The organism is Synechococcus sp. B60.1 (genome assembly GCF_047462555.1).
Lineage (GTDB): Bacteria > Cyanobacteriota > Cyanobacteriia > Thermostichales > Thermostichaceae > Thermostichus.
Map to the genome: position 1 here is coordinate 1 of NZ_JANSJN010000087.1, position 11,495 is coordinate 11,495.

An 11,495-nucleotide genomic window follows, 5' to 3' on the forward strand; every position below is an offset into this window, starting at 1 on the left:
GAAGCGATATATCCAGAATCAGTCAGGAGGCGCTATCCCTCCCCACCCGGGTGGGGAATCCCGCGCCTTACGTTGAGATTCCTTCGCGTCAGCGGGCCGTAGGCTCTGGAGCGGGGGTTATGGCGTCCCCCCCAGGGCCAGGGCCGCGGGGCAAGCAAACCGCACCTCAATCGAGGATAAACATCTAGGGATCCTCCGCACAGGGGACGGCAGCCTCAGAGGGGGCAGCTTGTCCTAGGCTATCCAAAAAATGCTGCAAGAGCTGAAAGCGAGGTGGGTTAAGACTGTAGTAGATCCAGCGCCCCTGCTGGCGAGCGTTGACCAACTGCGCATCTCGCAAGGTCTTTAAGTGAAACGAGAGCTTGGATTGGCTTATCTGCAGCTTTTCGCAGAGATCGCAAACGCACAGCTCGCGCCCACGCAACAGTTGCAGTGCGCGCAGGCGAATTGGATCAGAGAGAGCGTGAAATCCCTCCCGTACCTGCTCACACAGCAAATCCCCCTCTACCTTGGCCAACCACGAAACCATCCTTCAACTAGGGTAGCAAGAGCTTTGCGCCCCCACCGGCAAACACTCCTCCCACCCCAGTTGTTCCTGGGCTGGGAAGGCCGCCATTGCTCTGCAGCACCGGCGCAACCCTGGGTTCGCACTGCCTCTCATCAGGCCAACCCCGGCAGCAGTTGGTAGTGCAACACCTGCGGTGGCCGAGCAAAGTAGGGCTCGAGGAGGGCGCGCCAGCGGACAAAGTTTTCCGATTGGCGGAAGTTAACCAGATGGGCCTCCAGGGATCTCCACTGTACCAGCAACAGGTACTGCTGAGGGTACTCTAAACAGCGCTGCAGTTGGTGCTGCCGATAGCCATCGGTTTGTTGTAGGTAGACAAAGGCTTGCGCGATGGCAGCTTCGAAGGCAGCTTCAGAGCCGGGGGTGACTTCAAACTGAGCCACCTCCAGGACAGGCGAAGGGTTCATAGGCTAGGTATGCAGGCCGCACTCGGTTTTGGCTGTGCCCTTCCAGCGGCCGGAGCGGGGATCCTCCCCCGGCTCCACCGGCGCCGTACAGTGGATGCAGCCAATGCTGGGATAGTTGCGGTCGTGGAGGGGATTGTAAGGGATCCCGTGGTCGAGAATGTACTTCCAGACTTGGCCGTTTGTCCAGTCGGCGAGCGGGTTGAGCTTGAGGCGGTTGCGCTTGCTATCCCACTGCACCTTGCCGATATCGGCGCGGGTGGAAGACTGCTCGCGGCGCATCCCAGTAATCCAGGTGGTGCAGTTGGCCAGGGCGCGATTTAGGGGTTCCACCTTGCGGAGGTTGCAGCAGAGGTCAGGGTTGGTGCGGTACAGCTCCGGCTCATACTGCGCTGCCTGCTCTTCCGGGGTGAGCAAGGGCTTGAAAACCTCCAGTTGCAAATCGGGGTAGCGCGCCAGCACCTGTTGCTGGAGTTGCAGGGTTTCCGGGAAGTGAAAATCGGTATCTAGGAAAAAGGCGCGAACCTGAGGGCGAATGGCCGTGAGCAGATCGATGAGAACCAGATCTTCCGGCCCAAAGCTGCAGGCCAGCACCAGCCCGTCCCCAAACTCCGCCACGGCCCAGGCCAGCAGGTCACTTGCAGAAAGAGGCTCAAATCGCTCGCTCAGAGAAGCTACTTGCGGCTGATACTGCTCTCGTAACGCCTGAGCCGCCAGCTCCCAGTGGCCAGAGGAAGAAAGGGTTGCAGTCATAGGGGAAAGACACCAAATCCAAGGCTCTTTGCCTTTTTAATCTACACTAATTCGGTCAAGGTTTAGGATTTTTGGCTATTGGGCAACGGCGGGCAGGGATCGGGCTCCCTTGGCGCGCAGGGGGATTTGTCCCCAGCGATCCCGACGAACCCCCATGACCAGGCCATGCCAGAGAGGTCTGGGACCTGGCTCCGGCAGGTGAACCCAGTGGTAGCGCAACACCCCTCGCCGTGGGTTGATATCCAGCTCAAACACCCGCAGAGCGGAGACCGGCCCCACGAGAGGAGGCGCTGTCAGGTAGGGGATCCCGTCCTGCACATAGACCCTCGGCACGTGCAGATGTCCACTCAACACCGCCACCACCCGCCCGTGGTCGGCTAAGAGGGTATGCAGCGCTGCAGCTTGCTCGCTGCGGAGCCGGTACTTGCGGAACAAAACCGCATCCATGTGGGTGGGGGAGATAAAGGGAGGCTGATGGATGAGCAGGATCAGCCATTCCTCGGGCACCGCCTGTAGATGTTCGCCTAACCAGTGCAGTTGCGAGGGGCGCAGCACGCCCTGGGGCAGAGGGAACTGGCCCAGGCTGGCATCGAGGGCAATCAAGCGGATCCCGGGCAGGGGGGAAAGGCTGTAATCGACGTAGCCCGTGGGGGCAAGGGGCAACGGAAATTGACGTTGGCACCAGCGGATAAATTGCTCCCGGTTGAAGCGCCCCTCCCTCCCCAAGGTATCGATATCGTGGTTGCCGAGGCTGAGGTAGTAGGGCACCCGCAGTTGGGCAAGAATCTCCCGAAACAACTCAAAGCTTTCTGGGTCGGCCTGGTCCACCAGATCGCCGGTGAACACGACAAAGTCCAGCTCAGGCACCTGGTTAAGGTGGGCAACAGCAGCTTCCAACTGGTGGCGAGGGGAATCGGACATCCACCAGCAGCGGCACCCCGTCTCCGGCATCAGGTGAACATCTGAGACTTGGGCAAAGCAAATCCTTTGGGTCGCCATCACCTAGGCACTTATTCACACCTCACGCCCGCATCATAGTCAATAACCAGCCAGAGGGCTATGGACTTCTCTTAACCTCTGCCGGGGTACCGAAGGGGAGTTGCGGTTGCTGCGATTTGGAATCACGACCAATGAGTCTGATTCTTGTTCCGGCGCCGCTGCCAAGCAACTGCTAGGGTGTAGCGACACGGATCCTCTTGTCGAGGATCCCTTAGTTCAAGCAAGGAGAAAAAATCATGTCTGCTACCACCCTTGTTCGTTGCGCCTGTGAACACTGCAACTGCAGCTTCGAAAGCAGCCAAGGCTATCGCTACGAAGGCCAACTCTACTGCAGCGAAGCCTGTGCCACCCATGACCACGCCCACCCTTCGCCTTGCTGCGTGGCCTCTCACTGCTGTCAATAGCAGGTTGGCAGGGATCGCTCACCCCGGCTTTTGCTTTCCGGGATCCCGTGTTGCTTCTCTCCCTGGGCAGTTTTTGATACGCTCCTAAGGAGCTTTATCCCTATCGGCCCGGGGGCCGGCCCAACCCGTTGGCATGGAATACCGCTGGGATCTGCTGTCCACTCCACCCCAGTTTGATCCGGAGCTGAGCCGAGAATACGGCAAGTATGCAGCCAAGGTGTTGGCCTTGCGTGGGCTGCACAGCCGGGAACAAGCGCGGGCCTTCGTCGATCCTAATCGGTATTCTCCCACGCCAGCGGAATCCCTGCCGGATCTGGAGCGGGCGGTGGCGCGGCTGCTGGAAGCCAGGGAAAAAGGAGAGACCCTCTGCATTTGGGGAGATTTCGACTGCGATGGCGTTACCGCCACCAGCCTCTTGCTCTCGGCGTTACAGACCTTGGGCTTCCGAGTCCAGTTCACCCTACCGCTGCGCAGCAGCGAAGGGCATGGCTTGAACCCCCAGCGGCTACAGCAGGTGCTGGCTCAGGGCTGCCAAGTGCTCCTGACGGTGGATTGCGGCATGGGCAATGCCGCCGAAATTGCTGCCGCCCAAGCCCAGGGGGTGGATGTCATCGTGGCGGATCACCACACCCTCCCGGATCCCTTGCCCCCTGCCTATGCTGTCATCAATCCCTTGCGTCTGCCAGAAGACCACCCGCTGCGCTTTCTGCCGGGGGTGGGGGTGGCCTACAAGCTGACCGAGGCCCTCTACCAAGCACTGGGGATCCCGGGCGTAGAAGAGCACCTGGATCTGGTGGCGGTGGGGATCGTGGCCGATGTGGCGGTGTTGCAGCGGGAGTGCCGCTACCTGGTGCAGCGGGGCCTGGTGAGGCTGGCCAAGACGCAGCGTCCGGGGCTGCGGGTTCTTTTGGATTGGGTGAGCAACGGCCAATCCTCAGGAATGCCGACAGCCCAAGACATCGCCTTTCGCCTTGCTCCCAAGCTGAACGCCATTGGCCGTTTGGACGATGCCAGCCTGGCGGTGGAGCTGTTGACCACCTCCGATCCGCAGCGGGCCCAGACGCTGGTGGAGCATTTCGTTGCCCTCAATGAGGAGTGTCGGCAGCTCACCCAACAGGTGCTGCAAGAGGTCAGCCAGCAGGTGGAGAGCTTGGATCTGGCGCGGGAGCGGGCCATCGTCCTGGCCGGAAGCGGCTGGAATGCAGGGGTTTTGGGAATTGCCGCGGCGCGCTTGGCGGAGCAATACGCTTGCCCCACGGTGTTGATCGCCAAAGATGAGAGGAGGGGACGGGGCTATGGCTCGGGCCGCTCGATTCCGGGGGTGAACCTAGTGGAGGCCATCGAGGCCGTGCGTCCCCTCTTGCTGGGGGGAGGCGGACACCCCATGGCTGCCGGGATCCAAGTAGAGCTGTCTTGCCTGGCCGCCGTACAACTGGCTTTGCGGCGGGAGCTAGCCGCGCGGGTTAGCCCGGATCAGCAAGCTCGCGCCCTGGCGGTGGAGATCGTCATCGATTGGGAACTGTTGGCCTCTCAGGGCCGGGATAGGGTGGCAGAGCTGGACGAGGTGTATCGGCAGTTGCAGCTCCTGCAGCCCCTTGGCCACGGCAATCCCAACCCCGTCGTAGCCCTGATGAACGTTCGCCGTGGTAGCGTCCGGCTGGGAGTTTCTCAGAAGGGTCGCCACCTGAAGTTTGAGCTGGGATCCCGTACCCTCTGGTTTTGGGAAGCCGGCGAAGAGTTGGAGCGGTGGCAAGAATGCCGGGCCTTGGACATCGCCCTGCAGTTGGAAGCCGACGCCCAAGGCAAGCAGCCCTGGCAGGGCAAAGTACTGGCGGTGCGCCCCTCTGGTAACTGGCAGGCGCCCACCGTTTTCGTCCCCAGTCTTCAGATCCGGGATTACCGGCAACGCCCCCTGCCGGATTCCCTCAAAGGAGTCCTCTGCTACGATGGGCAGGCCCTTCCTCTCGATCAAGACTTCCTCCTGCCGACAAAAACAGCCCTGCTGCTGGCCCGCTGGCCCTGGCTGCCAGCAGACTTGGCCCAACTGCTGCAACAGGTGCAGCCGCAAACGCTGATCCTGGCTGCTTCTGGCCACCGCTGGGAGCGCCTCCCCCACCAAATCGCCCAACTCCAGGAATTGGGGCGGACAGGCCGATGGGATCCCCATGTCCTGGCGGCGGTAACCGGCTTGCCCTGGCAGTGGCTGGCGGAATTGGAGGGGCCGGAGCAGATCCCGACACGGCTGCTGGGCCGTATTCAAGAATCCCAAGCTTTTCACCGCTGGCTGGACGAGGTCAGCGCCGCCCAGATTGCCCAACTCTGCCAACGGCTGCTGCAACCGGATCCCCTGCCAGCGGTTTTTTCTCCGAAGTAGAAGACGACAACTGGGCACAACCACTAGCCAACTTTGGGATTGTGCACCAGGCTTAGCCCTGCCGGCTGGAGTTGTGCATCTTCGGCTCTGTCGGGCAGCAGGCGCAAGGGGGAACCAAAGCGGCCAACGGCTATGGTGTTGTGCAAGCCCGGCACCTGGCGGATGGATCCCTGACGTAGGCAGCGGTGCAAGCGCCGCAGCAAAAATAGATCGGCCTCGGAGCACTCATCTCGGAACAGCCTCACGTTGAGCTCGTGTTCCTGAGCAGCGGTGAGCAGGCCGGTCATCATGGCAGTTTGAATGATTTGCTGCACAATCGTGCTTTTGATCTCGCTCATGGTGTGGATGCTCTTGGATTTAGACTTTTCGCTGGTTTTATTCTCGACAAGACCCTTTGAAATGAGCTCCGCCGAATGGCGGATTGGATATACGCACTTTGCCGGCTTTTTCGCTGCCCAAGATCCAGGGTCCTTCACTGATTTATAAGCTTCGACTTTGCTCAGATCCCATGCGGATAGAAACCTATATTGGCGATGCGTCAGACTTTCACATCTAACTCGAAGCCAGAGCAGCAATTGGATACGTAGGGATCCAATCTTCGCTGCAGTGCGGGATTAGACTCAACAATGGGTTGTTTGAACTTGCCAAAGAGTGGCCGACTCCATGATTTTCCGAGCCGTTGTTTGAAGCTACAAACAGATGTCTGTAGCAATACGGAACTGGGAAGCGTCGCTTATTACCGACAAATGGCGTAGGCTGGATTGGCCTTTTATCTGGGCTTTGTGGGACAGGAAGGCACCCAGGATGAGCGGCAACTTTGTGTTGTGTTAGGGTGGGGGCACTCTGTGGTGGCGGTTGGCTATGTCGGAAAGTCCCCAACAAGTTGGCTGTGCTGCCCCGCTGGGCTGCTGCAGCTGGGGTTGTCTGGATCTGCTGGCGGTGTTGGGCTTGGGGCTGGTGGGGGCAGGGATGGGATCCGCGCTTCGGGAGCCTATCGCACCTACCAATTCGCGGTGGAGCAGCTCGCACAGAATGCGGTGGTGGAGCGGCTGGGGGATCCCCTGCGTCCGGGCTGGCCCTCGCGGCTGGGCTTTCAGGGCGCTATAGGGATTGGCAAAAGACAAGGGCTAAGCGGAGGGATCCGGTAGGGGCTTACAGTCTACCAGTTGCGGCTCCTCTTGAGGAGTGAGGGTTTTCAGGTCTAGCAGTGCCGTTCCTGCCGGCGCCTCAACAGCGGGGCTCTCGGCGAGGTTGCCCAGCAATAGTTTCTGCAAAGCAGCCTGGGCCGGTTGAAACTGGGGATCCAGCTCCAGGCAGCGCTGCAAACTGGCCTGGGCCGCTTCTCGCTGGCCGGCCTGTAGTTGGATCAACCCCAAGGTATGCCAGAAGGCGGGCCGCTGCGGCTCCAGTTGTGTAGCCCGTTGGGCGTCGGCCAGGGCCAGCTCCAACTTCCCCAGCTTCAGGGCCTCCCAGGCGCGGTTGTTGAGGGCCACTGCGTCTTCTGGGGTGAGCTCCAGGACGCGCGAGTAGGCTTGCGCCGCTTTCTCTGCATCCCCCAGGTCGCCATAGACCAGGCCCAAGGCAAACCAGCCCCAGGGATCCCGTTCGTTGAGGCGGGTCATCTCTTGGGCGGCGGCAAGGGCTTCTTCCAATCGGCCCAGGCGGCGCAGGCTGGTGATCTGGCCAAACCAGCAGGCAAAGCTGCCAGGACGCTGCTGCACCAAGCTCCGGAACTGCTCCAGGCTGGCCTCGTATTGCCCTAGCTCCTGCTGGGCCACTGCCAGGGCGTAGCGAGCCGGGAAGTCCTTTGGCCGGATCTTCAGGGCCTCCTCAAAGTGGATGCAAGCCTCCTTCAGGTAGCCCAATTTCTGGAAGGCCACGCCGCGGGCGTACCAGCTTTTGGGGTTGTCGGCGTCGTAGCGCAGGGCACGTTCCAGGGCTTTGCTGGCCAGCCGATATTGCCCCAGGCGCAGCAGAGCCACCCCTAGGTTATGGAGCGTAATGGGATCCCGGCGGCGCAGCCGCAGCGAGCGCTTGTAACACTCGATGGCCGAGCGCAGCCGCTGGCAGTGGAACAGGGCATTGCCTTGGTAGCGCCAGACCCGGCCACTTCTGGGGTTGAGCTTCAAAACCCGAGCAAAGCTGGCCGCCGCCGAGCTGGGCCGCCGCAGCCGCCGCAACACGATCCCACGTGCCAGCCAGGTGCGGGGCTGTTGGGGGTTGTAGCGCAGCGCCTTGTTCAGGCTGTTGAGGGCCAGCTTGGGCCGCTTGAGTTGCATGAGGCGAATGCCGCGGTTGTGCCAGGCCAGGGCGTCCTCTGGGTTGCTCTCCAGCACCTTGTCGTAGTTGACCACCGCCGCTTTGTACTGACCCAGGCGCCCCAGAATCAGAGCCAGGCGCAGCCGCGTCTCCTCGTCGTAGGGGTTGATGCTCAGGGATCCGTTGTAGCTATCCACCGCCTCGCGGTAGCGGGCCAACTGCACCAGCACATCGCCGCGGCGGCTCCAGGCCAGGGCAAAGTTGGGATCCATATTCAAAGCGCGGTCGTAGGCGGCCAGGGCTTCGGTTAGGTTGCCCCGCTTGCGCCACTCCTCGGCCCGATCGAATTGAATATCGGCGCTGTTCCACTGGAACAGGCGCTGAAGAAATTGCAAAATGGCAATCTTACGTGCCCCTTCCTCCGGTGTGGCAGAGGGCATTTCGCCAGTGGCAATGCGCAGGATGGCTAGCTGAATGGCTCGTAGGAAAGCTTGGAACCCCCGCACTTCCTCATCTTCAGGAGGTTCCTCGCGGCGGTGGTATTGCAGCCGAAATCGCTGCAGATCTCCAGGGGTGGGAAAGCTGGGATCCAAAAAGTGCATCAGCTCCCGGGCCCGGTACTCAAACAGCACCGGATCTTCCTCAGAGCCGCTAAAATCCAGCAGCGGCGCTTCTGCCAGGGGGCGGGGCAGCTCGGCGGGCGTGTGAAGTAGGGTCAGCAGGCGCTGGTTCTGTCGGGGCGGAGCGTGGGAGAAGCCGCTGTAGAGCTCATCTCTAGGCCAGGGATTGGCGACAAATTCCGGTGAGGCCACCACCCCGATCCAGCGGCATTGTTCGATGGCCAGTTGCAGCTCCAGCCGGCGGTCGTCTCCCGGCTGCAGCATCCAGCGGTCAAACCAGACCTTGAAGTCCTCCCGATCCAGCCGCTCCGCCAACTGCCGCGCCCAACGGGCCTGGGCCCGGTGGTAGCGCAGGAAGAGATCGAACTTGTAATGCCCGGAAGACATGAACGTCGGCTCGCTGCTCTTTTCCAGCTTATCCTCGCTGCTCTTTTCCAGCTTATCTTTGCCACCGCCTCGGCGGCTTAGGGCGTTGCCCTTCCCCGACTGCAAGATCGGCGATAGTTGAGGAAGGGTTGGTCAGGAGGGGGAGATGGCAAGCGGAGTGCTAGCGATTGCCGCAGCGATTGGCTTAGTGGTTCTGCTGTTGGAAGCGATTCGCTATCGCCGCTGGGGATCCCTGCGCCGTTGGCAGCCGGCAATGGGACTGGGCCTGGCGGCCCTGGCAGCGCTGGGGGCGGGGCTGGGACAGTTGCCGGAACCGGTTCCGCTGGCCCTGCTGTTGGGGGGGCTGGTGGGACTGGGTCTGCTGGGCTTGGGCGGCTGTGGGCGGGCCGGGCAGGGGCTGGCGGTGCTGCTGCTCAGCTTGGCCACCTGGCAGGGTGTAGCCGGCGGCGCCTTCGAGGGATCTGAGGCGGGAGCTGCTTTTTCCCTGCTGTTGTGGGGCTGCGGCCTGGGGATGGGCTTGGTGGGGATCCCGTTGCTGGGCTGCTTGGCTGAAGAAGAGATGCTGTCTGTGCTGATGGGGCTGGCCCAGGGCTGGAGCGGCATCGCTGCCCTCACCTGGGGATCCCGCCTTATGGAGATGGGAGCGGAATCTCTGCCAGATCTCCCTTGGCCGGTGTTGTTACCTGTTGGTCTGGCCGCCCTCAGCCTAGTGGCGGGCACTCTGCCCCTGTTGACTGTTCCCGTTCGCGCCAGCGGGACAGAGTCCTCACCCGACAGCGAGGTGGAATCGAACCGGCTGCTGTCGGCCCTGGGGTCAGGAGTGGGATGGCTGGTGGCGATGGCGCTGGCCCTGGCTCTGGTGCGCAACGGGCTGTACCAGGATCCCTTTTGGGCGCTGCTGTACGGGGCGGGGGTGTTGCTCTCGTGGGCTCTACTGGCTTTGGAGAGCAGGATCCCGGCACCCGAGGGGAAAGAGGCCTTACTCTGGCGGACCTGTGTGAGCCTGACGCTGGTAGGCGGTGGGGCGCTGCTGGCACTGCGGCTGGGGGGATCCTACGGGGCGGCGCTGCTGGGGCTGGGGTGTCTGGCTTTTCCCAGCCGCTGGGGGGCGATGGCTGCCCTGTTTTTGTCGGCCCGACCCCTGCTGCAAAACCTGCTGCACCAGTTCAACCTGCAGGTGGCCGGGATCGACCTCACCCAGCCCTACGTAGCGGCGGCGCTCTACTTGGGCATGGCGGCCATGGCCTTGGCTGCGCTTCTTTACTGGCTGCACGGGCTAGACAAACCCCTGCAAACCGGGGTCGGCCTGACGCTGGGCAGCCTGCTCCTGCCGCTGGGGGTGGGTTATTTCGTCCATGCCCAGCCGCAAGCAGCTTTCTTGCTGGCAGCCTTGATCACCGCCTTGATCTTGGCGGCGCTGCAGCCCATAGCCTTGAACCAAGAAGGGAGAAGGGCGACTTGGACGGGGATCGAAGCTTTGGGCCTGGCCACGCTCGCCATCCTCGGATCCAACCTCAGCCGCAACTGGACGGTGACGGGGTTCTATGCCACCCGCCTGGAGCGGGCCCTGGTGCTGGCGGCCAGCGTTGGGATCCTGGCTCTGTTCCTTTTGCTTGGGCAGGGCTGGCGCTGGTGGCAGTCCAGAACAGCGTCCCGCTAGCGTTGAGGTTCTAGGGTTGTGAAACTCCTTCCCCTCGGCACCCGTGGCACCTGGCAAGGGATCCCCGGCCCCGAGCAGACGGCTGAGGCCCTGGGCAACCCCGGCGTGAGGGTGATCGGATCCCCAGCTCTGTTGGCGCTGATCGAGCGATGTGGCCACAACACCTTGCAGCCTTTTTACGAGGGGGAAGAAGCGGCAGTCGGGATCCGCTTTGTCCTAGAACACTGCTCAGCAGCTGTGGTGGGGGATCCCTTGCAGGTGAAGGTTGAAGTCGTAGCAGTGGAGGGAAGGCGCGTTCAGTTTCAGGTGGAGATCGCGCAGCAGGGGCGGCTGGTGATGCAGGGATCCTATACCTGTCAGGTAGTCGATTTGCCCCGTTTTCTGGCCCGCTATGGGCTGGCTTGAGATCATCAAGTACCTGGCAGGGCTGCTGCTGGTCACTGGGTTGGGACCGTTTCTGTTCTGGCCACAACAGCTCCTGCTACGCTACCGCAAGCCTTGGCAAGGCCCCCTCGCCTGGAGCTGGAAATGGCGCGGGTGGGGGGGCTTGGCTCTGCGGGGCAGCCGTCGGGGTTGGGAATGGCGTTGCGGATCCCTCTGCGTTCGCGGGCATTGGCCGGCCCGGGTGGGCTGCCGTCCCTCCTTTGCTGACTGGCCTCGCTTCTGGCCCCTTCTGAAGCGGTTGGCCAAGGGGATCCAGATCCAGTCCTGGCAAGGCGGCCTAGAAATCGGCTTTGCCAACCCGGCCTTGACGGGGCAGTGCCTAGGGCTGTTGGCGGCCCTCCCTCCCTCGCTGGCCCGCCACCTGCGCTTGACCTTCACCCACACCGGCTGGCACGGACAGGGATCCCTGCTGCTTTGCTTTCGCGCTTGGCGAGTGCTGGGGCCGGCCTTGGAATTGGCATGGCTCATCCTGCGCAGCAGCCGCTCGAGAATCCGATAGAACTCAGCAGCACTCTTTTGTACTCTTGCAGCAGCCTAACGGGCAGCAGCGGATCCCTTCCCATCTAGAGCCACTTTTGCTGGGGATCGACAGCTCAGCTTTAACGTAAGGTGCGGAATTCCCCACC

General features: G+C 62.1%; 12 protein-coding genes. 6 read left to right on the forward strand and 6 right to left on the reverse strand.

Annotated features, from left to right (window positions below; translation table 11 throughout):
* Positions 1 to 184 precede the first annotated feature (184 nt).
* The 4 genes from NW863_RS09975 to NW863_RS09990 all read right to left on the reverse strand — a co-directional run bounded on the left by NW863_RS09975 (position 185) and on the right by NW863_RS09990 (position 2,721).
* Complete coding sequence (locus NW863_RS09975; protein WP_414366079.1) at positions 185 to 529, reverse strand: ArsR/SmtB family transcription factor; 345 nt, start codon at positions 527 to 529, stop codon at positions 185 to 187.
* A 131-nt stretch (positions 530 to 660) separates the two neighbouring features.
* Complete coding sequence (locus tag NW863_RS09980; RefSeq protein WP_414366080.1) at positions 661 to 972, reverse strand: antibiotic biosynthesis monooxygenase family protein; 312 nt, start codon at positions 970 to 972, stop codon at positions 661 to 663.
* Between the two features lie 3 nt (positions 973 to 975).
* On the reverse strand, positions 976 to 1,722 hold the full coding sequence (locus tag NW863_RS09985) for a phosphoadenylyl-sulfate reductase (protein ID WP_414366082.1): 747 nt from the start codon (positions 1,720 to 1,722) through the stop codon (positions 976 to 978).
* Between the two features lie 75 nt (positions 1,723 to 1,797).
* Positions 1,798 to 2,721 (reverse strand): metallophosphoesterase family protein, encoded by a 924-nt coding sequence (locus NW863_RS09990; protein WP_414366083.1) that lies wholly within the window; start codon positions 2,719 to 2,721, stop codon positions 1,798 to 1,800.
* Between the two features lie 236 nt (positions 2,722 to 2,957).
* Here NW863_RS09990 and NW863_RS09995 point away from each other — a divergent pair, with 236 nt between their 5' ends.
* Both NW863_RS09995 and recJ read left to right on the forward strand, forming a co-directional pair.
* Positions 2,958 to 3,125, forward strand: coding sequence for a hypothetical protein (locus tag NW863_RS09995; RefSeq protein ID WP_414337946.1), 168 nt, complete (start codon positions 2,958 to 2,960; stop codon positions 3,123 to 3,125).
* A gap of 133 nt (positions 3,126 to 3,258) precedes the next feature.
* On the forward strand, positions 3,259 to 5,499 hold the full coding sequence (gene recJ, locus NW863_RS10000; protein WP_414366084.1) for a single-stranded-DNA-specific exonuclease RecJ: 2,241 nt from the start codon (positions 3,259 to 3,261) through the stop codon (positions 5,497 to 5,499).
* Positions 5,500 to 5,522: 23 nt separating this feature from the next.
* On the opposite strand, the gene NW863_RS10005 is transcribed toward recJ, so the two are convergent.
* Positions 5,523 to 5,837: a hypothetical protein gene (locus NW863_RS10005; protein WP_414366086.1), complete on the reverse strand. Its 315-nt coding sequence runs from the start codon at positions 5,835 to 5,837 to the stop codon at positions 5,523 to 5,525.
* A gap of 582 nt (positions 5,838 to 6,419) precedes the next feature.
* Here NW863_RS10005 and NW863_RS10010 point away from each other — a divergent pair.
* Positions 6,420 to 6,647, forward strand: coding sequence for a hypothetical protein (locus tag NW863_RS10010; protein WP_414366088.1), 228 nt, complete (start codon positions 6,420 to 6,422; stop codon positions 6,645 to 6,647).
* On the opposite strand, the gene NW863_RS10015 is transcribed toward NW863_RS10010, so the two are convergent.
* The gene (locus tag NW863_RS10015; protein WP_414366089.1) at positions 6,627 to 8,765 is read right to left on the reverse strand and encodes a tetratricopeptide repeat protein; all 2,139 of its coding nucleotides are present in this window, start codon (positions 8,763 to 8,765) and stop codon (positions 6,627 to 6,629) included. The genes NW863_RS10010 and NW863_RS10015 overlap by 21 nt on opposite strands.
* Positions 8,766 to 8,910: 145 nt before the next feature.
* Between NW863_RS10015 and NW863_RS10020 the strand changes: the two genes are divergently transcribed.
* From NW863_RS10020 to NW863_RS10030, 3 genes are read left to right on the forward strand one after another with little or no spacing between them, the layout of a single operon-like run.
* Complete coding sequence (locus NW863_RS10020) at positions 8,911 to 10,425, forward strand: hypothetical protein (protein WP_414366090.1); 1,515 nt, start codon at positions 8,911 to 8,913, stop codon at positions 10,423 to 10,425.
* 18 nt (positions 10,426 to 10,443) lie between these two features.
* Positions 10,444 to 10,830, forward strand: coding sequence for a thioesterase family protein (locus tag NW863_RS10025; RefSeq protein ID WP_414366092.1), 387 nt, complete (start codon positions 10,444 to 10,446; stop codon positions 10,828 to 10,830).
* A complete protein-coding gene (locus NW863_RS10030; protein WP_414366094.1) occupies positions 10,817 to 11,368 on the forward strand; it encodes a hypothetical protein in 552 nt (183 codons plus the stop codon). Before NW863_RS10025 ends, NW863_RS10030 begins: the two co-directional genes overlap by 14 nt.
* Positions 11,369 to 11,495 lie beyond the last annotated feature (127 nt).